21 protein-coding genes and 1 pseudogene are annotated in these 25,661 nt (G+C 56.6%); 7 read left to right on the plus strand and 15 right to left on the minus strand.

Annotated features, from left to right (window positions below):
- The first annotated feature begins 186 nt into the window (after positions 1-186).
- Entirely contained in the window at positions 187-882 is a 696-nt protein-coding gene (locus KVQ82_RS15790) for a pirin family protein (RefSeq protein ID WP_222014401.1), read from the plus strand.
- Positions 883-1,065: 183 nt separating this feature from the next.
- Here KVQ82_RS15790 and pgm read toward each other — a convergent pair whose 3' ends face one another.
- The 4 genes from pgm to KVQ82_RS15810 form a co-directional block, all read right to left on the minus strand.
- Positions 1,066-2,712 (minus strand): phosphoglucomutase (alpha-D-glucose-1,6-bisphosphate-dependent), encoded by a 1,647-nt coding sequence (pgm, locus tag KVQ82_RS15795; protein WP_222014402.1) that lies wholly within the window; start codon positions 2,710-2,712, stop codon positions 1,066-1,068.
- A gap of 96 nt (positions 2,713-2,808) precedes the next feature.
- Positions 2,809-4,209 (minus strand): GntR family transcriptional regulator, encoded by a 1,401-nt coding sequence (locus KVQ82_RS15800; RefSeq protein WP_222014403.1) that lies wholly within the window; start codon positions 4,207-4,209, stop codon positions 2,809-2,811.
- Between the two features lie 48 nt (positions 4,210-4,257).
- On the minus strand, positions 4,258-5,718 hold the full coding sequence (locus tag KVQ82_RS15805; RefSeq protein ID WP_260687672.1) for a hypothetical protein: 1,461 nt from the start codon (positions 5,716-5,718) through the stop codon (positions 4,258-4,260).
- A gap of 553 nt (positions 5,719-6,271) precedes the next feature.
- A complete protein-coding gene (locus KVQ82_RS15810; RefSeq protein ID WP_041064212.1) occupies positions 6,272-7,294 on the minus strand; it encodes a zinc-dependent alcohol dehydrogenase family protein in 1,023 nt (340 codons plus the stop codon).
- Between the two features lie 269 nt (positions 7,295-7,563).
- On the opposite strand from KVQ82_RS15810, the gene KVQ82_RS15815 reads away from it, so the two are divergent.
- Positions 7,564-8,478, plus strand: a complete 915-nt coding sequence (locus KVQ82_RS15815; RefSeq protein ID WP_047294579.1) for a LysR family transcriptional regulator — start codon at positions 7,564-7,566, stop codon at positions 8,476-8,478.
- A gap of 831 nt (positions 8,479-9,309) precedes the next feature.
- On the opposite strand, the gene KVQ82_RS15820 is transcribed toward KVQ82_RS15815, so the two are convergent.
- The 3 genes from KVQ82_RS15820 to galB are packed head-to-tail and all read right to left on the minus strand — an operon-like array spanning position 9,310 to position 11,848.
- Positions 9,310-10,398, minus strand: a complete 1,089-nt coding sequence (locus tag KVQ82_RS15820) for a 4-oxalomesaconate tautomerase (protein ID WP_101270055.1) — start codon at positions 10,396-10,398, stop codon at positions 9,310-9,312.
- A gap of 2 nt (positions 10,399-10,400) precedes the next feature.
- Positions 10,401-11,117 (minus strand): 4-carboxy-4-hydroxy-2-oxoadipate aldolase/oxaloacetate decarboxylase, encoded by a 717-nt coding sequence (locus KVQ82_RS15825; RefSeq protein WP_041064221.1) that lies wholly within the window; start codon positions 11,115-11,117, stop codon positions 10,401-10,403.
- Positions 11,114-11,848, minus strand: a complete 735-nt coding sequence (gene galB, locus KVQ82_RS15830) for a 4-oxalmesaconate hydratase (protein WP_041064224.1) — start codon at positions 11,846-11,848, stop codon at positions 11,114-11,116. Before galB ends, KVQ82_RS15825 begins: the two co-directional genes overlap by 4 nt.
- A gap of 155 nt (positions 11,849-12,003) precedes the next feature.
- Here galB and KVQ82_RS15835 point away from each other — a divergent pair, with 155 nt between their 5' ends.
- Complete coding sequence (locus KVQ82_RS15835) at positions 12,004-13,239, plus strand: LysR family transcriptional regulator (RefSeq protein ID WP_222014404.1); 1,236 nt, start codon at positions 12,004-12,006, stop codon at positions 13,237-13,239.
- Here KVQ82_RS15835 and KVQ82_RS15840 read toward each other — a convergent pair.
- The 7 genes from KVQ82_RS15840 to KVQ82_RS15870 form a co-directional block, all read right to left on the minus strand.
- Positions 13,214-14,461, minus strand: coding sequence for an OprD family porin (locus KVQ82_RS15840; RefSeq protein ID WP_222014405.1), 1,248 nt, complete (start codon positions 14,459-14,461; stop codon positions 13,214-13,216). The two genes, KVQ82_RS15835 and KVQ82_RS15840, sit on opposite strands and share 26 nt — an antisense overlap.
- A gap of 123 nt (positions 14,462-14,584) precedes the next feature.
- Positions 14,585-15,847 carry a gallate dioxygenase gene (locus KVQ82_RS15845; protein ID WP_222014410.1) on the minus strand — a complete coding sequence of 421 codons (1,263 nt, stop codon included), beginning with the start codon at positions 15,845-15,847 and terminating at the stop codon, positions 14,585-14,587.
- A 23-nt stretch (positions 15,848-15,870) separates the two neighbouring features.
- Positions 15,871-17,208, minus strand: coding sequence for an aromatic acid/H+ symport family MFS transporter (locus KVQ82_RS15850; RefSeq protein ID WP_101270049.1), 1,338 nt, complete (start codon positions 17,206-17,208; stop codon positions 15,871-15,873).
- Between the two features lie 280 nt (positions 17,209-17,488).
- Entirely contained in the window at positions 17,489-18,769 is a 1,281-nt protein-coding gene (locus tag KVQ82_RS15855; protein WP_041064242.1) for an ABC transporter substrate-binding protein, read from the minus strand.
- 58 nt (positions 18,770-18,827) lie between these two features.
- Entirely contained in the window at positions 18,828-20,096 is a 1,269-nt protein-coding gene (locus KVQ82_RS15860) for a DUF1479 domain-containing protein (RefSeq protein ID WP_222014412.1), read from the minus strand.
- Positions 20,097-20,244: 148 nt separating this feature from the next.
- Positions 20,245-21,117 carry an AraC family transcriptional regulator gene (locus KVQ82_RS15865; RefSeq protein ID WP_222014414.1) on the minus strand — a complete coding sequence of 291 codons (873 nt, stop codon included), beginning with the start codon at positions 21,115-21,117 and terminating at the stop codon, positions 20,245-20,247.
- Positions 21,118-21,196: 79 nt separating this feature from the next.
- Entirely contained in the window at positions 21,197-21,499 is a 303-nt protein-coding gene (locus KVQ82_RS15870; protein WP_313902810.1) for a hypothetical protein, read from the minus strand.
- Between the two features lie 54 nt (positions 21,500-21,553).
- On the opposite strand from KVQ82_RS15870, the pseudogene KVQ82_RS15875 reads away from it, so the two are divergent.
- A pseudogene (locus tag KVQ82_RS15875) lies at positions 21,554-22,025 on the plus strand (LysR substrate-binding domain-containing protein); the annotation flags it as partial.
- A gap of 292 nt (positions 22,026-22,317) precedes the next feature.
- Here the strand turns inward: KVQ82_RS15875 and KVQ82_RS15880 are convergent.
- Positions 22,318-22,773, minus strand: a complete 456-nt coding sequence (locus KVQ82_RS15880; protein ID WP_041064251.1) for an Lrp/AsnC family transcriptional regulator — start codon at positions 22,771-22,773, stop codon at positions 22,318-22,320.
- Between the two features lie 139 nt (positions 22,774-22,912).
- Here KVQ82_RS15880 and KVQ82_RS15885 point away from each other — a divergent pair, with 139 nt between their 5' ends.
- Genes KVQ82_RS15885 through KVQ82_RS15895 form a run of 3 tightly spaced genes read left to right on the plus strand, consistent with a single transcriptional unit; the run spans position 22,913 to position 24,847 of the window.
- Positions 22,913-23,527: a LysE family translocator gene (locus KVQ82_RS15885; protein WP_222014415.1), complete on the plus strand. Its 615-nt coding sequence runs from the start codon at positions 22,913-22,915 to the stop codon at positions 23,525-23,527.
- A gap of 14 nt (positions 23,528-23,541) precedes the next feature.
- Positions 23,542-24,375: a 3-methyl-2-oxobutanoate hydroxymethyltransferase gene (panB, locus tag KVQ82_RS15890; RefSeq protein WP_098479585.1), complete on the plus strand. Its 834-nt coding sequence runs from the start codon at positions 23,542-23,544 to the stop codon at positions 24,373-24,375.
- A gap of 16 nt (positions 24,376-24,391) precedes the next feature.
- Positions 24,392-24,847, plus strand: a complete 456-nt coding sequence (locus KVQ82_RS15895; protein WP_222014418.1) for a MaoC family dehydratase — start codon at positions 24,392-24,394, stop codon at positions 24,845-24,847.
- The last annotated feature ends 814 nt before the right edge of the window (positions 24,848-25,661 follow it).

The following is a 25,661-nucleotide window of genomic DNA, read 5'->3' on the forward strand; positions in this document are numbered from 1 at the left end:
GCGATGAAGTGAAAGTGGGATGAGACCGTTTCGAACCCGCTTCTCATCAACGGATTCGATGAGAATGCCGCACTTTTTACGCTTTTTATCGATGATTGACTGATGGATGATGCCCACCATTAACCGACGGTCTCGCTTCGTGGCTCTGGCGTTGCGCCCCATGACGGACCTTTTGAGGAGACGATCATGCTTGAACTCAGACCTTTCAACACACTGGGCGGCGCTCATCACGGCTGGCTGGATGCCCATCACCACTTTTCGTTCGCCGAATACTACGACCCGCAACGCATGAACTGGGGCAATCTGCGGGTGTGGAATGACGACGTGATCGCCGCCGGCACCGGGTTCCCATTACACCCGCACCGCGACATGGAAATCATCACCTACGTGCGTGAGGGTGCGATTACTCACCAGGACAATCTTGGCAACAAGGGGCGCACTGAAGCCGGCGACGTGCAGGTCATGAGCGCCGGTACCGGCATCGCACACAGCGAATACAACCTGGAAGACAAGGAGACCCGAATCTTTCAGATCTGGATTCTGCCGACGGAAACCGGGGCGCCGCCATCGTGGGGTGCCAAACCGTTCCCCAAAGGTCAGCGCGAAGGCTTTGTCACCCTGGCCAGCGGCAAAGAAGGCGATGATCAGAGCTTGCGCATTCGCGCCGATGCGCGACTGGTCGCAGCCAACCTCAAGGCGGGCGAAACAGCTGAATATCAACTGGATGCAGGACGCCGTGCGTATCTGGTGCCCGCCACCGGCCTGATTGAAGTCAATGGCTTGCGTGCGCAAGCGCGAGATGGCGTTGCCGTCGAGCAGGAGGCGATACTGACGGTGACGGCACTCGAAGACAGCGAAATCGTGCTGGTGGATCTGGCTTGATCGCCTGATATGCAGGTAAAAAAATAGGCGACCGTCATGGTCGCCCATTTTTTGCAGCTTTTGTGGCGAGGGGATTCATCCCCGATAGGCCGCAAAGCGGCCGTCTTTTCAATGGAGCGGACTGCTACGCAGTCCATCGGGGATAAATCCCCTCACCACACAAAGAACTCACTTCCCTGAAGATCACTTGGTGCTGATTGCACCATCCACCAAGGTTTGCGCTTCAGCCACCAGTTGCTTGAGGTGGTCGTCGCCAATGAAGCTTTCGGCGTAGATCTTGTAGATGTCTTCGGTGCCCGAAGGACGCGCGGCGAACCAACCGTTTTCGGTCATCACCTTCAAACCGCCGATGGCCTGATCGTTGCCCGGCGCATGGCTGAGAATGCTCTGAATCTTCTCGCCCGCCAGTTCGGTAGACGTCACTTGCTGCGGCGACAGTTTGCTCAGCAGGGCTTTCTGCTCAGGGTTGGCCTTGGCATCGACGCGCACCGAGAACGGTTCACCCAGCTCATCGGTCAGGGCGCGATAGGCCTGGCTTGGGTCACGACCGGTACGCGCGGTCATTTCAGCCGCCAGCAGAGCTGGAATCAGGCCGTCCTTGTCGGTACTCCAGACGCCGCCATCCTTGCGCAGGAACGAAGCGCCGGCACTCTCTTCGCCACCAAAACCCAATGAGCCGTCGAACAGGCCATCGGCAAACCATTTGAAGCCGACCGGGACTTCATACAAGCGCCGACCCAGGCGCTTGGCCACACGATCAATCAGGCCACTGCTGACCACGGTTTTACCCACGGCAGCGTCGACGCGCCATTGCGGGCGGTTCTGGAACAGGTAATCGATGGATACCGCCAGATAGTTGTTCGGTGCCAGCAGACCGCCTGAAGGCGTAACAATGCCATGACGGTCGTGATCCGGGTCGCAGGCGAACGCCACGTCGTAACGTTCCTTGAGACCGATCAAACCTTGCATCGCATGGCTGGACGATGGGTCCATGCGAATCTGACCGTCCCAATCGACCGTCATGAAACGGAACGTCGAATCGACCTGTTTGTTAACAACGTCCAGATCAAGACGATAATGCTCGGCAATCGCCGACCAGTAACGCACCCCTGCTCCACCCAGCGGATCGACACCCAGGCGCAATTTGGCGCCACGAATGGCATCGAAGTCGATCACGTTGATCAGGTCGGCGACGTAGCTGTTGAGGTAGTCATGGCGGTGCGTGGTGCTCGCCTTGAGCGCCTGCTCGTAGCTGATGCGTTTGACACCCGCCAGCTTGTTGGCCAGCAGTTCGTTGGCCTTGGCTTCGATCCACTTGGTGATATGGGTGTCGGCCGGGCCGCCATTGGTAGGGTTGTATTTGTAGCCACCGCTTTGTGGCGGGTTGTGCGACGGCGTGATGACGATGCCATCGGCCAGGCCAGAAGTGCGGCCACGGTTGTAGCAGAGAATCGCATGCGAAACCGCCGGCGTCGGCGTGTATTCGTCGCCTTCGGCGATCATCACGGTCACGCCGTTGGCCGCCAGCACTTCCAGCGCACTGGCTCCTGCCGGGGTCGACAGTGCGTGAGTGTCGATACCGACAAACAACGGGCCATCAATGCCCTGTGCTTCGCGGTACAGGCAGATCGCTTGGCTGATCGCCAGAACGTGCCACTCATTGAAGCTCAGGTCAAAGGAACTGCCCCGATGCCCGGAAGTACCAAACGCCACACGCTGGGTGGAAATCGAAGCATCCGGTTGGCCGGTGTAATAAGCCGTTACCAGTCGCGGGATATCGACCAACAATTCTGCCGGTGCCGGTTTGCCCGCAAAAGGACTGATAGTCATGCAAAACCTCTGAAATAGAGTGGTTCAGGAAATACAGCGCAGTTTACTGGCAGTTTGACCGCAGCGCGACGGGATCTATCCGACGCTTTCCAACGTTCATTCCACAGCAGCCAGGCGCAATGCATCCCCGAGCATTGCAATCGCTCCGCTCAAGCCGGTTTCCCCCTGATCCAGTAGGTTCAGACGCAGATGCCGACGGTGCAAACCCTGCAAACTGAACAGTGCCCCCGGCGCGATCAGAATCTGTTGTCTGAGCAGGCGCTGAAACACGTCGCGCATGTCCACCGGACGCCTTGCCCGCACCCAGACAGTCGCGCCGCCTTGCGGCTCAACGACCTGCAGTGCATCGCCCAAGCGTTCGCGCAGCAAATGGATCATGGGCGTTCGACGTTCCCTGAGCAGCCGGCGAAGCACATGCAGATGCTGATCGATCCGACCGTTTCCATACAGTCGAGCGATAGCCTTCTGGCGGATGGGTGACAGTCGGAACGAACGCATCAGAAAATGTCGCAGTAATTCGCTCTTCCATTGGCGCGACAACACGAACCCGTAAGGTGCTTCGATTCCGATGAATTTTTCGAACGTGGAGAAGACCAGCAGCCGATCAGGATCCAGCAAGTCACGCAGGCAATCGCCGTCCATGACTTCGCCAAGCTCACCATAACAATCGTTTTCCAGAACCCAGGCGCCGTGTTTGACAAGCAGCCCGGCGATGCGGCTGCGGTTGCCTGCAGGAACCTGTGTGCCACGCGGCATACTCAACCCCGAAGAAAGCACCACCAACCTGACATGTTCAGTGTTGAGCAGCGCTTCCAGGCGTTGCGGTTCCAGACCGCCGCAGGCCTGCAGGGGCAACTCGATTACGTGTACCTCTGCGGCCTGCAGCAGCCGCAGTATGACCCAGTCGCAGGGCGATTCGACCAGAACCGTTGCGTGTTTGAGCTGTAGAACGGCAACCAGAATTTCCAGCACCCCGCGCAGATCCGCACCGATGTAGACATCCTCGGCGTGCCAGCACTGCTGCGGTGAAGTGGTGTAGCGGGCTGCCACGACCGTGCGTAATTCAAACTCACCGCAAGGTTGATCAAGCGGCGTCGGTTGCCGGGGGTACTGCCGCAGCAGTTCGCGCTCGAGCAATAGCAACGGGCTGTCCAGCGATTGCACGGAGACCGGGTCTTCGGCGCTCAACAGCCGCATTCCCGGGCGCCGCGCATTGACGTAGAGCGTTTCAAGCAGGTCATTGCCAACGGCTGGAGACGACAGATCCGCTAACGCCCGGGCGTAATAACCGGACTTGGCAACTGAATAGACCCGCCCTTCTTTCTCCAGCAACGAATAAGCATATTGAATGGTCGAAATCGACACATTCAGACGCTCTGCCAGCTGACGGAGCGACGGTAGCCTGGTGTTGTCATTACCGGCCGTCTCCGCCATCAATCGCATCAGGTAACGATAAACGGCCTGATAAGCGAAACCGGGCTCTCGTACCCCTTTCATGAGCCCGATACCGGGACGACAGGCGCTCTGAAGGATGAATCACTCACCTCAACGCTCCGCTGACCGGCCACCCACGCCGGTGTCGGCATTACCAGCATCCGCCGCGCCTCCTGCCGACCGGGCAGCACCACGGGCCGGCAGTGGCTCCATGGCGTAGAGATGCCCGATCAGCCTGATCGGCAGCCCGCTGACATCCGTCATCCATTGCAACACTTGCTCGGGGCCGTGCAGCCCTTGCATTGCCCGGTGCAAATCGGGCAATGCCACCAACATGCCGGGATGACAACTGCGCAGAAACCGCTCAAGCCCGGCCCCCCGCTCGATGAACGGCGTGAACAGCAGACACACCCATTGCGCTTCGTTAAGACCGTAGGTCTGGTGCAGAGCTGTTGCCGCCTCTTCACGCAACGCCTCAGTCTGCTGTAACCCTAGCCTCGCGATCATCTGCTCACAAACCGGATCCGGCACTTGCATTTGCTGCATTCTTACCAGCATGAGCTGAACATGTTTCGCAAAACCGCATTCATAACCGCTTCCGTCAATGAACTCGGCCTCAAGGCCGCGGAGATGAGCCTCGATCAAAGGATCGGCGTATTCACCTTCGCCCTGATGAAACACCCATTCCTCCGCCTGAAACCCGAGAAACTCGCTAAGCAACGGCCAGCGTTCCTCCAGCTTGCCCACTGCCATGTCGTGAATATCGACGAATGTAGTGCGACGGCAAGACTCGAATCCGTCCTCGGGACGCCAGCGCAATAGCTCGGATTCGGCGTAAAGACCGCGATACAGATCCCCTCCCAGGCCGTCGAGAACCGCGAACAAGTCGTCGAATGAGACGGCATTGGATGGCAGAGCCTCCAGGCCGGCTTTCTGCACCGCTCGCGCGAGATCATTGATGAATTGCTTCTGACGCCGCGGCGACTCACTGGCAACCCAAGCGTCAACACCATTGTTCCAGCGGGCAATCTGGCCGCAAAACTCGGCCCGCGCCAGGCAAACGTCGTCCCACAATTCAAGCTGCTCGTCCCTCGCCCGGCGGTGCCCCATCATCAGTAGATTGATGCGATTGGCGTCCGCACTCTCCTTGTCGGGTGACTTCTGGTGATTGAACGGCAGTACTTGACGGTGATCCACCATCAGCATTTCGACCCGGGGGTCATCATAAAGAAACAGTGCAGCAAAGCTGCGGTGCAGATTGTCGAGTGCCGCACCGCCCACGCTGCCGCTGCGCAGGACGGCGACACGCAACTGGAAGGTGGCGGGTGCGCGGCCGGCGATACTCAGCTGAGCGGCGCGCAACAACGCCAGGGTGTAGCAGCTGTCACGAGTACCGGACGGTGTCACCAGAACCTTGTACTCCCCCATGCGTTCCGCTCCGCCGGCGGCGACCATCAGCCGCTGGATCAGCAACTGCAGCGCAGTCCGTTCGGCTCTGGAAAAGAAACTCAGCAAACGTTGCAGTACTTGCTGGTAGACATAGTTCATTGCCTGATCATGGATCGTGCTCATCAGTACTTTACCCGGCGTAAAAAATTCATATCGCACATCAGTGAAGACACTGGCGCAATAAATTCATCAATAAGTAATAGACGATCAAATACTAACACTTATGATTTTGAAGTTATTTGAAACACTTGCACCTGAGAAGTCGACAATAACGCCACCCTAAGTGACGCAAACCCCTGCCAGCGCTGGGTTTTCCCTGATAGAAAAATATCTGAGGAAACTTCTTACAGCGTCCCACGAACATTGAGTACAAGAAAAGCAGAACGATAATAGGAAAGACCCTACACCGATTAAACAGAAACAGGCATATCGCTCGCGAGATGAATTATTCAACACGGGATAGAAAACAGAATGCACAGACATGGCTCATTCCTTGAGATGAAAGTAATCATTCAATTATCAGGGCTTAGAGGGCGATTAAAAGATACAGATCGCGAGCAAAAACCGGTTCAGATGCACAGACAGCCAGGCACTGGATCCGGCAACTGTTGTGATGGCAAGGGAGCAACACGCTGGAGTCCGTGGGGCCACGGACTCTGATCGGAGGGGCGGGGGGTTACGCGGGTTCGACCTGCAGGGCGACCCGCTCGCGGCATGGGCATTCGTCCATGTAACGATGCGCTTCAACGAACTCGTTGAACGGGAAGACCCGAGTCTTGAGCGGAAGCAATACGCGGTCGGCGGTGAGCTGGTTGATGTCACGCAAGGCCCTCTGCAGGGCGACGTGATCCTGAGTGATACCGAGCTCGGGTTTGCCGGTGAAATTGCCGATGCAGTGCACAAAGAACTGGATGTTCTTCTGAAAGGCCGCACAGGCCGGAAATGGTGTCTGATTACCGCCTTGCAGGCCATACAAAACGAGGCTGCCACGCGGCGCAAGCACATCACCGAGCAACGACATCTGCGGGCCGCCAAGACCGTCAAAGACCACATCGACACCACGGTTGTCGGTGATTTTGTTGATTCGCATCAACAGATCTTCTTCCTCGGTGACGATGACTTTCTCGGCCCCCAGCGACAGCAGGTATTCACGCTCATCTGCGGTTTTCGTCGCGGCAATCACCCGCACCCCCATGGCCTTGCCCAACTGGACAAAGGACGGACCGGCGCAATGGCTGGCGTCAGTGACCAGGGCAAACTGCCCGGGTTTGACCCGCGCCAGATCGGCATAGGCGAAATAGGCGATCAACAGCGGCGTGTAATGCACGCTGGCTTCGATCGGGCTGAGCACATCCGGATAGCGCGTCAGCGCGGTGCGCGGCAATACAATCTGCTCGCCATACACCGGGTAGTCGTTCGGGCTTTCGGCCGGAAAGCTGGCCACCTTGTCGCCAACCGACAGGTCGTCGACACCGTCACCGATCGCGGTGACCACGCCGGCCATTTCATGGCCGAGACCGGACGGCAAGCGTGCCTGGGACGAGGCCAGGTTCTGACGCCAGAGAATGTCATACCAGCTGATGCCGATCGCTTCGACACGCACCTGCACTTCGCCAGGACCTGGCTGAGCGGCCGCATGCTCTTCGCATTTGAGCACCTCGGCCGGACCAAACTTGTGAAAACGGATCGTGCGGGACATCGCAAACCTCGTCAAAGTAACCTCTAATGCCCTGAACTCTATCTGGGCTTTTGACCCAAGACTATCAGTGGCTATTAATAGTCGACATGCCTGTCATTGATTCCGCAGTATGAACGGCATTGGCAAAATCGATGAAAAAATGCCGCAACCGGCTCGGTAAAGCTGAATTTAGCGGTGCAGAGTACCAGCCTTTCCCCGTAATATTCATGCCGGCCATTGTTCTCATATGGTCGCTCTCGTCAAGCTTGATGACTCTGCCAGGACTCCAGATGAATCGTAATGACCTGCGTCGTGTCGACCTGAACCTGTTGATCGTGTTCGAAACCCTGATGCACGAACGCAGCGTGACCCGCGCCGCCGAGAAGCTGTTTCTCGGCCAGCCGGCGATCAGTGCGGCGCTCTCGCGCCTGCGCAGCCTGTTCGATGACCCGTTGTTCGTGCGCACCGGACGCAGCATGGAACCGTCCGCTCGCGCCGTGGAAATCTTTGCCCTGCTCTCGCCGGCACTCGACTCGATTTCCACCGCTGTCAGCCGAGCGGCGGACTTCGATCCGGCCACCAGCACCTCGGTATTTCGTATCGGCCTGTCCGACGACGTCGAATTCGCCCTGCTGCCGATGCTGCTCAAGCGCCTGCGCGCCGAAGCACCGGGGATCGTCCTCGTCGTGCGCCGGGTCAACTACATATTGATGCCAAGCCTCCTGGCCTCCGGCGAAATTTCCATCGGTGTCAGCTACACCACCGACCTGCCGGCCAACGCCAAGCGCAAGGTGTTGCGGCGCAGCCAGCCGAAACTGCTGCGCGCCGACACGGTGCCCGGCCCACTGAGCCTCGACGACTACTGCGCCCGCCCCCATGCGCTGGTGTCGTTCGCCGGCGACCTCAGTGGCTTCATTGATGAAGAGCTGGAGAAACTCGGACGCAAGCGGCACGTGGTGCTGGCCGTGCCGCAGTTCAACGGCTTGAGCACGTTGCTGGCCGGAACCGACATCGTCGCGACGGTGCCGGATTACACGGCGGATGCGCTGACGGCGGCGGGCGGTGTGCGCGCAGAAGATCCACCGTTGCCGACGCGCACGTTTGAGCTGCACATGGCCTGGCGTGGATCGCAGGACAACGATCCAGGGGAGCGCTGGTTGCGGTCGCGGATTCAGATGTTCTTCGGCGATCCTGAAAGTCTTTAGGTGTCGTCGGGCAGGCTGTTCGGCTGATCATTTCTGCCTTTCCACAAACCATGGAGCTCCATTCACTTCCAGTGGATTGCTACATTGGGGGCACATCTGAGGGCATGCTTTGGATGGTTTGAAAAGGATGCCCCCAACCTAAGGTTCGACAGCCCCTTCTCGGAAAAGTCATACGCTACTGCTCGCAACCACCATCGCACGAACTGTTTTGATCAGTAGCAATAGAGTGTAGGCTCTACTCTACTAGTCTCGATGTCTGTTCTAAATCGATTGTCGTAAGCAGTGATGGCAGCTTTGGGTCGACATGAGTCAGTCGCCGTAGATGGCAGTCTAGCGATGCCGTTCAGTCGGCACAGGCAATGAGCGCGGAAATAATCCAGAGCTAAGTTAGAGCTGCTTCCAGAGCATACTGATCCACGATGTCGCCAGACTCGAAAATTCCTGTCTCTACGATTTTTTCTAGAGCATTTTCGATGTCCTGAAAACCCAATCTGACATTTTTACACACTCTGGCCCGTTAGCGACCGTACCGAGTGACATTTGCACACGATCAAAGCGGAATACTTTGGGCCATAACCCATTGAAACTACTTGTTATAGTCATGGAATTGAAACAGTCAACTGTAACAAGTCCATGAGTTCGAATCCCACCGCCTCATCCGTATTTGATACGACAAAGCCATGATTATTCAGGGCTTTGTCGTTTGTGAGGTAAGCGATTGTAATCGCGGATTTCGTAAATCCTTTCCGCATGATTTGTTCGGTTTCCGCAACCAAAACTAACAACCGTGTCTACAGGATCGCTCGGTTGATCTTAATTGGAGGGTCGAATTTAACCGATTGGCATATCACGCCATAGACCTGACGGAACGAATACGATGCCGCTGATTAAAAGTCTGGCGGTGCGCATCAACCCGCAGCCCGCTATTTTCCCATCCTTTAACCGTACTTCAACAGTAAACTCGCCCGTCGGGTGTTCGATCGACAAGCGCTTCATATCACCTTCCTCCACAACTGCCATGCCCTCCGCAACACTGCCTTCAATTAGGCTGGCAGCAGCTACACTGACGGCGCCAAACACACCAATGCTAGTGTGGCATCGATGGGGAATGAAACTGCGTGTGCTGATGGCCCCACCTATTTGCGGTGGTGCAATCAAGCACATCTTCGGCACGTTGCGCTGGCTCACATCTCCCAGGTTCATACGTCGCCCCGCTTGCAGTCGAATGGACTCCAGACGCTGTTTCAGTGAAGCATTGACGTCGAGTTGCGCAGGACTCTCATAGCCACTGCAACCAAGCTCTTGCGCGTTGATCAGCACTACGGGCATGCCGTTATCGATGCAGGTCACTTCAACGCCGTCGATCACGTCCCGGGCGCTGCCGGTCGGCAACAGGGCGCCGCAACTGGCGCCAGCGATATCCTTGAATTCGACAATCAATGGTGCGGCCTGTCCTGGCACGCCGTCGATACGCGCGTCGCCGTCATAGCGCACCTCACCATCAGAGGTTGGTACATGGGCGATGGCGATCTGTCCGGTGTTTTCCATGTAGATCCGCACTGGGGTGACGTCGGCTATCGCCGCCACCAACCCGCGCTCGATGGCGAACGGGCCGACACCGGCGAGGATGTTTCCGCAGTTCTGACCGTAATCGATGCGCGGCTCATCCACCAGCACCTGGGCGAAAAGGTAATCGACATCTGCACCCGCGCGGCTTGACGGTCTGATGATCGCCACTTTGCTGGTCAGTGAATCACCACCGCCAATGCCGTCGATCTGCCGCGCATCCGGCGAGCCCATCACCGCCAGCAACACGCGGTCTCGCAGCGCAGGCTCTTGCGGTAAATCGTCGGCCAGAAAGTAAGCGCCTTTCGACGTACCGCCGCGCATCAACAGACAGGGAATGCGGGTCTGCGCCATGCTCAGTCTCCCAGCTCTTCAAGATTGTCGACGTAACGCAAACCCTTTTCCGCCAAGCGCGCGCGCATGTTGTAGATGTCCAGACCCAGTTCGCCCTTGGCCAAGCGCAATGCCTTCTGTTCCTCCAGGTCGGCCCGGGCGCGACTGGCTTCGACGACTTGCTGCACCTCGGTACGTCGCACGATCACAACACCATCGTCATCCGCAACCACCACATCACCCGGGTGCACCAGTTGCCCGCCGCACACCAACGGCAGGTTGACCGAGCCCAGGGTTTCTTTGATTGTGCCTTGGGGGCTGATGGCGCGGGACCAGACCGGGAAGCCCATTTCGCGCAGGGTGTGGGTGTCGCGCACGCCCGCATCAATTACCAGCGCCCGAACGCCGTGAGCCTTGAGCGAGGTGGCCAAAAGGTCGCCGAAGTAGCCGTCTGTGCAAGGTGAACTCGGCGCAACCACCAGAATATCACCGGGCCGGCATTGTTCGACGGCCACATGGAACATCCAGTTGTCGCCCGGAGCGACGAGTACCGTGATGGCTGAACCACTGATTACCGAGCCTTGTTGAATTGGTCTGATCGAAGCCGCGAACAGTCCTTTGCGGCCTTGTGCTTCATGAATAGTCGCCACCCCGAAGCGATTCAACTCATCGACCAGCGCCGCTTCGGCCCGCTGAATATTGCGCACGACAACGCCAGTCTTGCCGATATGTTCGCTCATCCCAGATTCTCCGTGACACGCGGGAAAATACTCTGATAACCCTCGCCATAGACGATGTTGCGGGTTGAGGTGATCCCGACATTACGTTTGGCTTGCACACCGCGCTGCAGGGCAACGCGCGTGTAGTACTCCCACAAATGTTCCTGACCGGCCATGCACTGGATGGCCGCGTACTTCTTGTCCCAGACCTCCGTGATGTCGAGCAATACATCGGGGCGCCATTCGCATTGCTCGGGCTGGTGCGGCTCGAAACTGTAGACCGGCGGTGCGCCGACGATTTTCTCACCCGGTTTATAGCCTTCGGCCTGGGCGATGATGCGCGCCTCCTGCGTCAGGTTCATGGCCAGCGGGTGATCGTAGTTGTACGGGTCCTTGAGCGAGTGACTGAGGACGAACTCCGGTTGCACCCGGCGGAACACATCGGCAAGGCGGAACAAGGTTTCCTTGTCGGCGCGCATCGGGTAATCGCCGATATCGAAGAACTCGACACTGGCCCCGAGAATATCGGCGGCGGCCTGAGCCTCTTCGCGACGTGCGGCTTTGACCTTGTCTTCGCTCATCTCGCCCTTGCGCCACAGCTTGGCGGATTCGCCGCGCTCACCGAACGACAGGCAGACAATGTGAACGTGGTAACCCTGCTGGGCATGCAGAGCGATGGCGCCACCGGCACGCCAGACAAAATCGGCTGAGTGGGCGCTGACGACCAGCGCGTTTTTGGTTGAATCGATCATTGCGGATTCTCCTTTAGCGTTGCGAAAGAGCATCGCATCGCACCCCGCCGACGGAGTAATGCGTTCGAGTGTTCGAGGTATGCGTTTTTTTTATTGCCACTCGAAAATATCGGCGGCATAGTCGTCGAATTCGCCGACCCGCAGAGCCCTTGTCCATGGAAAACCTTGAACTGCCGAGCCTGATGCACGTGCGCGCCTTCGTCCGCGTGGCTGATCACGGCAGCGTCTCCAAGGCTTCAGTCGCGCTGTACCGGGCGCAATCGGTGGTCACCCGCTCCATTTCCGAATTCGAAGAACGGCTGGGCGTAATGCTGTTCGAGCGCCATGCCAACGGTATGCGTCTGACCAATTTCGGAGAGCGTTTGCTGCCCCGAGCGCGACGGGTGCTGGCGGAGCTTGGGAGCGTGCCTACATTGCTCGGCCTAGGCGAAAAAGCCGCGATTGAACCGCTTTATCTGTTCCAGGCGCGACGCCTGCAAGTGTTCATCAAACTCTGTGAAACCCACCATATGCAGACCGTGGCCAGTCTGCTGGGCCTGAGCCAACCGGCCGTCAGTTCGACGCTGAAAGTGCTGGAAAACGGCTGCGGCCAATCGCTGTTCGAGCGCACGCCACGCGGCTTGCAGCCGACCCGCGCCAGTCATGACATCCTGTTTGCAATCCGCCGTGCGCTGAACGAGTTGCGCCATATCGACACCGACATCACCGCCCTTCGCGGCGCCTTGCACGGTGTTGTGCACGTCGGTGCCCTGCCCCTCGGCCGCACGCGCATTCTGCCCGAGGCCATCGTGCGCCTGATGGCAGAGCATCCCGGCATTCAAGTGATCACCAATGAAAGTCCCTTCGACCTGCTGGCGACCGAGTTGCGTGCCGGCGATGTGGATTTCATTTTGGGTGCGCTGCGTTCATCGACCTATGCCAGCGACCTGGTCGGCGAGTCACTGCTGACGGAAGAAATGGTCGTGCTTGCGCGGCGTGATCATCCGCTCTGCGGCAACGGCGATTTGCAGAGTCATCTGGGCAACGCGCGCTGGGTATTGCCTCGTGCTGGCTCACCGGCGCGGACGATGCTCGAGGAATGCTTCGCCGGTTTCGGCATTCCGGCGCCTTCCCCGGTGGTGGAAAGCGCCGACATGGCGATCATTCGCGGTCTGTTGTTACGCTCGGACATGCTCGCGGCCGTTTCAGCGCATCAACTGGAACAGGAAATCACTAGCGGCGAGTTGTGCATTTTGCCGCTGGAGTTGAAACAGACCGCCAGAGCCATTGGTCTGACCTACCGCAGCGGCTGCCTGCACTCACCGGTGGCGCAGGCGTTGATGGAAATGATCCGCCAGGTGATCCAGGCACAGGCCGCTGAGGCGCTTAAAGCAGGTTCAACGGATAGCTGATGATCAAGCGATTCTCGTCGAACTCATTGCTGCTGTAATCGCGGCGAATGCTCGAGTTGCGCCAGCGCAGGTTGAGGTTCTTCAACGCACCGCTTTGCAGTGTGTAGCCCAACTCGGATTCGCGCCCCCATTCCTTACCGTCGGTGACGGCCCCGCTGTGCACGTCGTCGCCGCTGATGTAACGGTTCATCAGGGTCAGACCGGGCACGCCGAGTACGGCGAAATTGTAGTCATGGCGTAGTTGCCAGGATTTCTCCCGCGCATTGTCGTAGCTGTTGTTGTAGCTGTCGTTGGCCAAGGTTCCGCCGCTGGTGCCGTTGACTCTCATCCAGGCATCATCGCCGCTGAGCTTTTGCAAACCGACGTAAAACGTGTTGCCGCCGTAGCGTGCCGACAGCAATGCCGAGAACGTGCGGTTGTCCAGATCGCCTGCGCGGGCACTGCCATCCTCGCGACCCCAGAAGTAGCCAAGATTGGCGCCCAGCGTCCAGTCACCCAGTGGTTGGCTATGAACCAGTTGCAGATACTGTTGCTGATAGATGTCCTTTAGCTGAGCATTCCACACGCCGATCATCGTGCGCTTTTCGTTGAACGCGTATTCGCCGCCGACGAAGTTGAAACGCTCAGAGGCAAACGCGGTTTTGCCCTGCATGAACATGTTTTCCATGCTTGAATCGTTGCGCGGACTGTTCTGCCGGAACTGACCGCCATACAAGGTCAACCCGGCGATATCCTGTGAAGTGACCTGACCGCCACGAAAGGTTTGTGGCAATGAGCGACCGTCGTCGGAACGCAATATCGGCAACACTGGCATCCACTCGCCGAGCTTGATTTCGGTCTTGCCGATTTTCATTTTCCCGGCGACAGCCAGGCGCCCAAATTGATCGGCAGGTCGGCCATCACTGTCCAGCGGCAGCAATTGCGTGCCTCCCGTGCCTTGCCCGCCGTCAAGCTTCAGCGAATACAGGCCCAGCACATCCACACCAAATCCGACTGCACCTTGGGTGAATCCAGAGCGGAAATCGAGAATGAAATTCTGCGTCCATTCCTCGGCTTTGCCCTGCGCATTGGCCGGGTTGGTGAAGTTGCGATTGATGTAGAAGTTACGCAGGTTGAGATTGGCCCTGGCGTCTTCCACAAAGCCTGCAGCGCTCGCCTCGACAGGCAGAGCACAAACGGCGGACAGCGTGAAGACTACGCGTGTATTGGCGGTGATTTTCATTGTTATTGTTATCCATTTTTTTGGGATGAAGCAGTCCGCTACGCCCGCATGAGCCGGGCGCAGTGACGTCATTCAAGGGTGTTGCGAAGCGGCCCGGAGCGAGCCGCCGATGACGCCGTGTCGTTAGCGTGGGGCCTTGCCCGCTACCGAATAGAGCACCTGCTGATTACGGGTTTTCATGAATTCCTCGAGGCTTTGTCCGCGCATTGCCGCGTATATCTGCAGATTCGGCACCCCGACCACGGCAGCGAGTTTTTCCAGCACGAAAAAAATCGCCCCGTAGTGAATCAATCCGCGCCAGTCGCGGCGTCGCAGCAGATCACGCTCTTCATCGCTCAGCCCTGCTTGATCGAACAGCGCTTCGGGTTGGTCGAGGAAACGCTGACGCCAGTGCGGCTCGATCATGCGATGCAAAAACTTGTTCAACCGATAGCCCTTGGCGCTGCGTTCCAGGGTGAACGGATAGGTGCCTGCGAGCTTCTCGATACCCGCCAACTGATGCTGCATGTGCAGCAAGTGCCGCGCGTTGACGTCGACGGGAACGGGCCGATCCTGATTTTCCAGCAGCAGTGTGGCAATGCCGGTCATCGACGGCAGGTAGTAATCCTGGTGCAGGTTTTTCACCGTGGCCGACAGCGCGCCGCGCATGATCAGCCAGGTGATCACTTCCGAACCTTCCATGCCCCCCAGCGCGGCGTACTCGGCGTGGGTCATTTCGGTCAGCCGCTCGGGATCATTGACCAACAGATCAATGAACTGCTGGTCCCACTCCGGGTTGTTGAAACCACAGCGCTCGCCGTGCACCTGGTGGGAAACACCGCCGGTCGCGACGATGGCCACTTTCAGATCCTCGGGGTAGCATTCAATCGCCCGGCGCAGCGCCTGGCCCAACTTGTAGCAACGCCGCGCACTCGGCACGGGGAACTGCAACACGCCAACCTGCAGCGGCACGATCTCCACCGGCCAGTCCGGCTCGCACGGCAACAGCGCCGACATCGGCGAGAAGAAGCCATGGTCGAGCGGCTTGTCGCGGAAGAAACTCATGTCGAATTCATCCGCCACCAGGCTCTCGCCGATGTGCCGCGACAGCGCCGCATGACCAGCGATCCCCGGTAACTCACGTGGATTGCCGCCCTCATCGGCGACTTCGTAGCGATCATCGACACCGAGGGAAAAGGCACCATAGTGATCAAAGAAAAACGACGTCACGTGGTCATTGAAGATATAGAACAGCACATCCGGTTGCTGCTCCTTCAGCCACACCTTGATCGGCTCAAAGCCACGGAAGATCGGCGCCCAGGCGGCCTCATGCTGCTTATCGTGATCGACTGCAAAGCCGATGGTCGGGGTGTGAGATACAGCGAGGCCACCAATGATGCGTGCCATAACGAGTTCCTTTATTGAAAAGATTAATGCGCCAGCAAGGCCCGACTGACTCGGCGCCGTGCATGACCGTTGGCCAGGATCGCCAGTGCAGCGATAAAGGCAGGCACGCTCAACAGGGCAAACAGCAGCGGCAACCCCAACCCGAGGCTGAGCACCGCGCCACCGATGAGCGAACCAAAGATAGCCCCGAAGCGGCCGATACCCAGCATCCAGCTGACGCCCGTGGCGCGGCAGTCCGTCGAGTAGTAACCGGGTGCGAAAGCATTGAGGCCGGTTTGCGCGCCGCTCATACAGAAACCTGCCGCCACCACGCCGAATGCCAGCAGGCCCGATTCAAGGCTGAAGGCGCCCAGCAGCAGAATGAAAGCGCCACCCAGAGCGTAAGACGTGGCAATCACCGCGTTCGGATTTCGCCGGTCCATCGCCCACCCAACCACGATGGCGCCGACAGTACCGCCAATCTGGAACAGTCCGGTGATGGTCGCGGCCCGTTCGATGGACAGCCCACCTTCACGCAGCAGGGTCGGCATCCAGCCCATGGTTAGGTAGATCACCAGCAACCCCATGAAGTAAGTTGCCCACAAGGCGAGAGTGCCGAAACGATAGTGATCGGTGAAGAGCAAGCGCAGCGGTGCTTTTTGCTGAGTCTGCGGTTCGGCAATGACGAATTTCGTCGCTGCGCTGAACGTGCCCCCCAGCTTGTTCAGCACCTTGGCAATCTGGCTGGCGGGCGCGTTGCGTGCGGCGAGAAAACGCGCCGACTCAGGCAGCAACAGCCACATCAAGGGCAGCAGCAACATCGGCAGAATCCCGCCGGCGAGCAACACCGACTGCCAGCCGTGATGGGGAATCAACCACGCAGCGAGAAATCCGCCCAACCCCGACCCCATATTGAATCCGGTGAACATGATCGTGATGAACAGTGACCGATTGCGTTCCGGCAAATACTCGGAAAGCAGTGTGGTGGTGTTTGGCAATGCTGCGCCCAGCGCCACACCGGTCAGCAGACGCAAGGCAGCCAGCTCGTAGGGATTACGTGCAAAGGCGCATGCAAGGCTTAGCACGCTGAAGCCAGTCACCGCCGTCAGTAGTACTTTTTTGCGGCCGATTCGGTCGGCGTAAGGGCCAGCGGTCAGCGCACCGATCGCCAGCCCAATCATGCCCGCGCTCATCACCGGGCCAAACGCCGCTTTCGAAAGCCCCCACTCTTGAATCAGCGAGGGGGCAATAAACCCCATCACCGCGACGTCGAAGCCATCGAAAAGCACTATGAAAAAACATAAACCCATAATCAGCCACTGGTACGGCACCAGTTTTCGGTTGTCAATCCACGCTTTGATATCCACCGTTTCACTACTCATGCTCTCACCTTCTTATTTTTGTAGAAGTCCCGACGGACGAGGCCTGTAATTGGACTGTCCACGCTAAACGATGGAGGTGACTGTAAAGCCGCAGGTATACCGCCCGCCTCTGGGAAATTATTAACCGGGTATCGATTTTTCTTATCGGGGAATCAACAGAGATAAACAGAGCGTGGTAGAGCGGGGGTGATGATTGCGGCACGAGCAGCCGCTAGTAGGAGATGCATCGTCAATAGCTGCTCCGTATTCGGTATACGGAGCAGCTCAAAACTAAAGCAATTTATTGTGCGGCCTTGATCGCCGCCAGCAACTGCCTGCCGGCCTTACCAGCATCGGCGGACTTGTCATTCATGAAGTGGGTCACGACATCGAACACAGCGCCCTGCACCGCCTGAGAAGTCGACATGTTGAATGCCATGCTCGGAGCGAGTGAACCAGTCTTCTCGGCAGCAGCGAAATCCTTTGCAGAGGCTTGTGCACAGCTATCGAATCGACTCATGTCCAAACCCTTGATGACGGGTATTGACCCCTTGTTTTGATTGAAAACATATTGAAACGACGGCTCCAGCGCTACTTTGGCCAGGTCGTTGCGGGCTGCAATATTGCCAGGGGTGTCATTCTTCGAGGCAAGTTTGAACATCGCCAGTGAATCAATGGTATAGCTGTAAGCACCCTGCGAGCCGGGAAATGGCACACAAATGTAATCTGTATCGGCAAACTTGCCCGCCGCGCTCCACTCACTTTTCGCCCAGTCCCCCATGATTTGCATGCCTGCTTTGCCATTGATGACCTTGGCTGTTTCCAGATTCCAGTCTTGACCGTTGCCATCGGGATCCAGATAACTCTGTATTCTTCGCAGCGCATTGAATACTTCAATCATTTTCGGCCCGGTGAAAACACTGTCGTCGACATCAATAAAGGCCTTCTTGAAACCATCAACGCCCATCACGCTCAAAACGAGGTTTTCGAAGATTGTCGTGTCCTGCCAGGCCTGACCGCCATGTGCGATAGCTATGAACCCTGCCGCCTTGAGCTTATCCCCAGCAGCATAAAGTTCATCAAGAGTGGTCGGCACATCGGAGATGCCCGCCTGCTTCAGAACGACAGGGTTAAGCCAAAGCCAATTGATGCGATGAATATTCACCGGTACCGCAACGTAATGCCCCTCGTACTTCATTATTTGGGCGACGGACTCGGGAAGCAGGCTGTCCCAGTTATTCGCCTTGGCGACGTCGTCAATGCTGGCAAGAAGATCGAGGCGACCCCATTCCTGAATATCTGGCGCTTTTATCTGCGCGGCGGTGGGAGGATTGCCCGATACAGCACGGGTTTTCAGCACAGTCATGGCCGCACTGCCTCCGCCGCCAGCGACTGCACTGTCCTGCCAAGTGAATCCATCTTTCTCGATGATTTTCTTCAAAACTTCCACCGACTTGGCCTCGCCCCCGGAGGTCCAATAGTGAACGACTTCAACGTTTCCCTTGGTTTCAGCGGCCTGAATCACAAGAGGAAATAAAGCGGCAAGAGAAACCATGGCTGCAAGGCGGTTCATTGAGTTCATGTCAGTACCTTATTGTTTTTTTATCGAGGTAGTGGGCTATTCGCTCAGTCTCACGCAATCATTCGAGCCCCAGACCGGCACGTCCGAGCGCGTTCAGACGCTCCAAGGTGAAACGACCTTCCCAAGTTGTTTCATAGTCTTCCCGAGGAAAATCGTCCGGTGATGCACCCTGCGCGAATGCCCTGAACACATCCTTGGCGTAACGCAGGTTTTTTTGACACATAGGTGCAGCCGGAACGTACATAACATTGCCCCAGCCTTGTTGATTTGCCACGGGTGCGACACTGTGAATTACATCGCAATGCCACCACACCGAATCGCCCGCACGGACATCCGGAATCGGACTCAGCCCTTCGAACAGCAGTGGATGCCACTGTCGGGACACCGGAAGTACCTTGCCCGGCGCAACCCCGCACAGCTCATCCTCAGGTACATCGTCCAGCAGTGGCCGCAGCAGCATGTAAGCCATCGCCTTGGGGATCGGCAAGGTATGCAGTACCCCCTGATCGGCGTTCATATCCGATAACGCGGTCCAGCCTTGAAACGTGCGGAACGCAGAGCACTTGACCGTATCTTTGTAGGCGTACTCATCGACTTCAGTACGGAAGGCTGCGTCCCAAGGGTCGTAGGCGCTGAAATCGTTGCTGTAAATTTTGTCGAATACCTTCAAGTATGCTGGGTGCAGCCATCGCTCCAAGGCGCCCGAGTCGGTGTGTGGCCCGAGACCTTTTGAATGTGTTCCCGGAGGTCGACGCCGTACTCGATCCGGGTATAGGGCATTGATATCAGGGTTGAACCATTGCCGCCCTTGAGAATGGATCTTCCAAAGACGATTCAGAAAAGATTGTGCGGCCCCCATGCGCTCATCCTGACGCAACTGCATCTGCGACTCCGACCAATAGATCGGAAAAATTTCTGGACGCGATGCCTCCAGGCTTCCGAAAAACTGGTCCGCTGGACCACGATAAATTGCATCGAAGTGATTGCGGTCAAGGTAATCCAAAAGCCTCTCGTCCCACCCCAAAACCTGCTCTCGAGGAAAATGGTTTTTGAGCACGACGCAACCACGCCGCTTGATTAGCGCCAACTGGTCCGCACTCACTTTCCCGACCGCGATATCCTCGAACTCAAGGATCGGCCAAGCCGAACCGGTTAGCGCCTCCTGCGCCTTGATTGAGTCGATTTCAGCAACGATGAATTCGCTAACTTGTTCAAACAAAGATTCAACGTCGCCGATCTGCGCGCGCAAGGCGCGCTTCATTTTGACGATGCTGTCTCGATAATCTTGCGGAAGCGTTTCGCTTTCGAAGGCACGGTATTTACTCATGGGAACTACCTGCTGTTTTTGTTATTCATGCAGGTATGGAACCACTTTTAAATAAGCACACGGCAGCCTCATTTGAAGCGTCGACTAGTACGATAATGGCGTTTTGAGCCAATACGATCGGAGTATCAACCCACTAGATTTCTGACCTTCACTGAAAATGATGGCTGTGCGTTTGACGAAACGCGGAAGGTGTCAGCCCTTTCAACGCCTTGAACTGGCGGTTGAATAATGCCAGCGACGAGTAGCCCACCTCCTCCGCTATTATCGATACCGGCGAGTCGCCCTGCATCAGCAACGCACAGGCATGGCCGATGCGCAGTCGAACGATATAGTCCAAGGCGGTACAGCGTGTATGCCGGCGAAACATTCGATGGAAAGCAGACAGACTGACGCAGGCCAGCTCTGCTAACTCGGCAACATTGATTGCCCGGGCGTAGTTACCATGTAGGTAATGCAGAACTCGATGAATACGCGCGTCTTCGACAATCTGATCACCGGCCTGCCCGCCTGGCGTCGGCAGGATCCGAGTAGCATCAGCGTCTCTTGCCAGCCTGTCGAGCACCGTTAGCAATGCGATCAAGCGCTGGGGCGGCGTCTGATTGACCATTGCCTCGATGGAGGAGCGTACTTCACTGGAGGCCGTACCACTGAAACTCACCGCGTGTTGAGCTGCCGCCAGCAATGGGCGAACCGCAGCCATTTCCGGAAACAATGTCACAAGCGAGTCGGCCCAAGCAGCGGAAAACCAGATAACCAAGGCAACATGCGGCTGATCCTCATCAATACGCTCCGCTGAAGACCAGCTATGAGGAATATTCGGCCCTACAAGAATCAGGTCTCCATCGTCATAGCGCGCTACGTCATTACTGATGTAGCGATGGCCGCGACTATTGAGCGTGAGTGTCAACTCATATTCGGGATGATGATGCCACTCGAATGGAATCGCATCCGGCAAACGCCTGTTCAATAGCGTCCAAGAGGTTGCAGCCTCTGTGGGTACTTTCTCGAAGCTGGGTTTCATGACATCGACTCGGCCTAGCAAGGGACTTGTATCGCCATCATCGTAACACCCACTACTTCTGCAGTGAGCTGACGAGATCTCAACGCGTAAAATCGTCGGCCGCCTGATCATGACATTGACCTGCAGAAGGATTCCATTGAAAACCAGAGCGCGCCAGCACGCTTGGTTTCAATCGCTGGTCGCTACCGTAATCCTCGCGTGGGTGGAAGAACAGTGTTTGCGTAGCTGGAAGTACTCGCAACCTGGTTTCGTAAGCAGACAGGTAATCGTTGCGCACCTCAAGTGAAACGCTGCCAGGCATCCATGCGACAAAAGGAGGAAGAACCTCGAATCCGAGGTAGCGAAACATCCCATCGTGGATGGGCAATAGAATGTGACTCATACACCCATGAATGCCATCGGGTTGATATAGGCTTTCCGCAGTGCCGGTGGTAATGCACAGCGCTATGACGCCGGCGTGCGTCTGGGCGATCAGGTGGAGAAGGACGTGATTGCCGTGCCGATCGGCCCGTCATTGCGCATCGCGGTAGTAGGTTCTCCCGAGTATTTCAAGCACCGACTGATCCCGAAGGGACCGAGCGATCTGGCTGCGCACAACTCCATCAATCTGCGCCTGCCTACCCATGGCAGCCTGATTTGAAAAAGACGGCCACGAACTCAAGGTGCGCGTTGAGTGGCAATAGACGTTCAACAGCAGCATGCCGATCTGGCGTGCGGCGGAGGCAGGCTGGGGGCTGGCGTTTCTACCGGAAGATATGGTCATGAGCCAGTTGGCCAACAGCACACTGTTGGGGGTACTTGAGGACTGGTGCCAACCTTTTGCCGGTTACCACCTTTACTACCCGAATCGTCGTGAACATTCATCAGCGTTTGGTGTTGTAGTTGAAGCGTTACTCTACAAGCGCTGAGTCATCGACCTTCAAGGCGCATGAGCTTTATCCGCCCCATAAACCCGTAAATGAGCAAATGCTTTTGATCGGTTGCAGCCGGAAGCGACCGGCTGCAATAGGGCGATTACTGCTGACTTTGAGTGGTAGCTATTGGCTGTAGGTTCAACCGGTCGTTCAACAGCAGCAGCTATCAGCCATAGACGACCCTATGCAACAGTCTTTGTTCGAGACAAGTAGTCGTATCTCAGCATCGGACGATTCGACAAACGTATGACTGCTTCCCACTGACTCTCCCGTATTGCTTGAGCTCTTATTCTAAAGGCAGAGGACGGTCTGTGATGACGTGCTTCATCACTAACGTCGATGTGAGGCGCTGTACGTTAGGTAGCCTAGACAGTTCTTCATCGTAAAGCTTCTGAAAGGCTGGGAGATCTGCTGTCACCACCATCAGCAGATAATCAGGATCGCCAAAAAGTCTTTGTGCTTGGACTATATAAGGAATTCGCGGTAGAGCATTTTCGAAATCTGCTACCGCCTTTTGGTGCCCCTCTCGAAGGGTTACGAATACCAGGGACGAGAAATTCAGACCTATCTCGGTCGCCGATAGCTGAGCACGGTACCCTTTGATAACGCCTGCGTCCTCCATCGCCCGAACACGTCGATGGCATGGAGACAAACTGAGACCTACGCGGTCTGCCAATTCTGTCAGCGACTGGCGACCATCCTGCTGTAGCTGCGCAAGAATCTTCTTATCAATTCGATCCATTCAGAAAAACCTTCTAATTAAGTCCGCCTTTGCGTATATCTTTGAAAGATAATACCACGTGGCATTCTTTATCCTTCCAGGACAGTGTTTCAGGGCGGTAAACGACGCACTGAACTGATGAAAAAAGAAGGATTTGATCGTGACAGTGTCTTTGATGATGGCCTTCTGGGCCGTATCATTTTTGTTTGTTATCACGCCTGGAGTCGACTGGGCCTACTCGATATCGGCAGGTTTGCGAGGTCGTGTTCTACCCGCCGTAGTCGGCATGCTTTCCGGTCACCTTTTGGCCACGTTGATCGTCGCTGCAGGCGTGGGCGGGGTGTTGGTCAAAATACCCCATGCGTTGCTGACATTAACGCTAATGGGGGCGGCCTATCTCCTATGGCTCGGCTTCAACATGTTGCTAAAGCCTTCGTTGCCTGCTCAAGGAGCATCCAGCGGTGACAGTAGCTGGATGGCCTGGGCGATAAAAGGACTGTGCGTCAGCGGTCTCAACCCGAAAGTTCTTTTGTTGTTCCTGGCACTGCTACCTCAGTTCACTGATGCGTCAGCGGGGTGGCCAGTAGGGGCTCAGATTATCGCGTTAGGTTTGATCCACGGTTTCAGTTGCGGCGTCGTCTATCTTGCGGTTGGCTACGGCGCCGGAACGGTGCTTGCTTCACGTCCAGCAGCGGCTACCTATGTGAGCCGGATATCGGGAGCCGCGATGATCGTCATTGCTGTGGTTCTTGCTGCCGAACGGCTGACCATTTGAATTAAGGAAGCAAAATGTCTGATCAAATCACCGCCCCCTATAACAGCCCTCGTCTCGGCAGGGTAAGAATTCCACATTTACAAGACATGAAGGCACGGGGTCAAAAATGGGCCATGTTGACTGCTTATGACATGTACGCCGCGTCGGTGTTTGAGGCAGCAGGAATTCCGGTACTGCTCGTAGGCGATTCCGCCGCCAACAACGTTTATGGGCACGACTCGACGTTGCCGGTAACAGTTGACGAGATGCTGCCTCTGGTCAGGGCGGTTTCGCGCGCTACTGAGCGGGCGTTGGTCATTGCGGATTTGCCTTTTGGCTCTTATCAGGGATCGCCTGAACAATGTTTCCATACCGCAGCCCGTTTCATGAAGGAAGGCGGCGCTCATGCCGTAAAGCTCGAAGGTGGGATCGAAATGCTTGCGCAGGTTGAGAAGTTGGTAGGCGCAGGCATTCCAGTTATGGCTCATATCGGTTTTACCCCGCAGGCAGAACACCAGCTGGGCGGATACCGCATTCAAGGCAAGGGCGAGGACGCTCAGAGTTTGATTAACTTGAGCGTTGCCTTCGAGCGTGCAGGGGCGTTTGGCCTGCTTATTGAAATGGTGCCAGGAGACGTGGCTACGAGGATCACCGAGACAGTCTCCATCCCTACCGTCGGAATCGGTGCAGGTGTTGGCTGCGATGCCCAGGTACTCGTCTGGCAGGACATGGTAGGGCTTCGTGATGGTCAATTGCCGCGATTCGTCAAACAGTATGCGGATATGAGAAAGGTGATGGGTGACGCTGCAAAAGCCTTTGCTAAAGACGTCGAGTCGGGCTCATTCCCAGGGATTGACCATACGTTTTAAATCGTCGGAGATGCCAATGAACGCAATGCGCCAGAAAGCAATTGAGGGACTTAAGGAAGGCGATACTTTCGAAATCAAACGCACTTTTTCGCACGCAGATATCGTTCAGTTTGAGGTGCTATCGCGCGACCACAACCCGGTGCATTCCAACGCTATGTACGCGGAAGCAAAAGGCCTTGATGGTGTCATCGCTCATGGCTTGCTGACTGCGACGCTGATTACGGAAATCGGAGGGCAATTGGGTTGGCTGGCCACCTCTATGAATTTTCGCTTCAAGCGCCCCGTTTACATTGGTGATGAGCTGACTTGCGTGTGGAAAATCATGGGGATTGATGACGGAAATCGAGCGCGAGCCGAGGTAACCGTGAACAACATTAACGGCCAGGCTGTCTTGCTCGCAGACACAACAGGGCTGATCCCCACTGACACCGAGAGGAATCTACTCGCATCAATAAAAATTGATGAAACTTAGATTTATAACGGTGGCCAAGACATGCCAAAAACACCTCTTATATAGGAACCACGCATGCAAGACTTAGTAATATTTATTGTTAGACCAGCAAGGGGAATTGAAGACGCCTACTTTCTCCTGCTAGCTGCTTTCGTTGGTGGCGCTGCGGGAGTATTACTGGCCTACAAGGTATCGCTATGGGTGGGATTGCCCTTTGCACTAGTCGCGACCCTGATGCTTTATTTCACGTGGCGAACCCCAAGCTTGGTGCCTCTACCCTCTGAGAGACCAACGCCTAATGAGCCGTAGCATGAGGGGATAGAGGCGATCAAACTGGAATAATCACCTAAAGCCTGCGAAAGGCTTGCTGCTTAACTCGCACTTTATAAAACGCAGATTACCGCTTTTGGCTGATAGCAGAGGACGCTTTAACCATCATGCCGGCCGAATGACATCGATATACTTTTAGCGTTCGTCTAATACAAATCCAAAATCGTCGCTGGACACTTGAGCCGCTTCGCTGAGCCGTTGACGTAGTGCAACGGTCAGCTGTCGTTCCACCTCCTGAATCGCCACTGGTTCCGTAGAAACCTCCAAGCCCAGCAAACCAATTACGCGGATACAAATATTCGGTCGAACACAGCCGATCGGAGTTGCTGTTGTCGACCTAGAGCGGACTAGCTGGTCCTTCCTGAGCCCTGCCCTCTCCCACCCAGATCCGATGAGGAGCAACACTGAAAGCCATCGACGACCACCCTGGCACGCCTCAGAGATCGCCAATCTCGATCGCCCGTATATCCCGCGCCAGTGGGGGCAAAACTGGGGGCACACTTGA

Source organism: Pseudomonas sp. AO-1 (genome assembly GCF_019775695.1).
Lineage (GTDB): Bacteria > Pseudomonadota > Gammaproteobacteria > Pseudomonadales > Pseudomonadaceae > Aquipseudomonas > Aquipseudomonas parakoreensis.

What these genes read in the sequence shown, in the direction of transcription:
- KVQ82_RS15790 (WP_222014401.1), top strand. Translation starts at nt 187, where the DNA reads ATGCTTGAACTCAGACCTTTCAACACACTGGGCGGCGCTCATCACGGC.
- pgm (WP_222014402.1), bottom strand. Translation starts at nt 2,712, where the DNA reads ATGACTATCAGTCCTTTTGCGGGCAAACCGGCACCGGCAGAATTGTTG.
- KVQ82_RS15800 (WP_222014403.1), bottom strand. Translation starts at nt 4,209, where the DNA reads ATGAAAGGGGTACGAGAGCCCGGTTTCGCTTATCAGGCCGTTTATCGT.
- KVQ82_RS15805 (WP_260687672.1), bottom strand. Translation starts at nt 5,718, where the DNA reads ATGAGCACGATCCATGATCAGGCAATGAACTATGTCTACCAGCAAGTA.
- KVQ82_RS15810 (WP_041064212.1), bottom strand. Translation starts at nt 7,294, where the DNA reads ATGTCCCGCACGATCCGTTTTCACAAGTTTGGTCCGGCCGAGGTGCTC.
- KVQ82_RS15815 (WP_047294579.1), top strand. Translation starts at nt 7,564, where the DNA reads ATGAATCGTAATGACCTGCGTCGTGTCGACCTGAACCTGTTGATCGTG.
- KVQ82_RS15820 (WP_101270055.1), bottom strand. Translation starts at nt 10,398, where the DNA reads ATGGCGCAGACCCGCATTCCCTGTCTGTTGATGCGCGGCGGTACGTCG.
- KVQ82_RS15825 (WP_041064221.1), bottom strand. Translation starts at nt 11,117, where the DNA reads ATGAGCGAACATATCGGCAAGACTGGCGTTGTCGTGCGCAATATTCAG.
- galB (WP_041064224.1), bottom strand. Translation starts at nt 11,848, where the DNA reads ATGATCGATTCAACCAAAAACGCGCTGGTCGTCAGCGCCCACTCAGCC.
- KVQ82_RS15835 (WP_222014404.1), top strand. Translation starts at nt 12,004, where the DNA reads ATGGAAAACCTTGAACTGCCGAGCCTGATGCACGTGCGCGCCTTCGTC.
- KVQ82_RS15840 (WP_222014405.1), bottom strand. Translation starts at nt 14,461, where the DNA reads ATGAAAATCACCGCCAATACACGCGTAGTCTTCACGCTGTCCGCCGTT.
- KVQ82_RS15845 (WP_222014410.1), bottom strand. Translation starts at nt 15,847, where the DNA reads ATGGCACGCATCATTGGTGGCCTCGCTGTATCTCACACCCCGACCATC.
- KVQ82_RS15850 (WP_101270049.1), bottom strand. Translation starts at nt 17,208, where the DNA reads ATGAGTAGTGAAACGGTGGATATCAAAGCGTGGATTGACAACCGAAAA.
- KVQ82_RS15855 (WP_041064242.1), bottom strand. Translation starts at nt 18,769, where the DNA reads ATGAACTCAATGAACCGCCTTGCAGCCATGGTTTCTCTTGCCGCTTTA.
- KVQ82_RS15860 (WP_222014412.1), bottom strand. Translation starts at nt 20,096, where the DNA reads ATGAGTAAATACCGTGCCTTCGAAAGCGAAACGCTTCCGCAAGATTAT.
- KVQ82_RS15865 (WP_222014414.1), bottom strand. Translation starts at nt 21,117, where the DNA reads ATGAAACCCAGCTTCGAGAAAGTACCCACAGAGGCTGCAACCTCTTGG.
- KVQ82_RS15870 (WP_313902810.1), bottom strand. Translation starts at nt 21,499, where the DNA reads ATGAGTCACATTCTATTGCCCATCCACGATGGGATGTTTCGCTACCTC.
- KVQ82_RS15880 (WP_041064251.1), bottom strand. Translation starts at nt 22,773, where the DNA reads ATGGATCGAATTGATAAGAAGATTCTTGCGCAGCTACAGCAGGATGGT.
- panB (WP_098479585.1), top strand. Translation starts at nt 23,542, where the DNA reads ATGTCTGATCAAATCACCGCCCCCTATAACAGCCCTCGTCTCGGCAGG.
- KVQ82_RS15895 (WP_222014418.1), top strand. Translation starts at nt 24,392, where the DNA reads ATGAACGCAATGCGCCAGAAAGCAATTGAGGGACTTAAGGAAGGCGAT.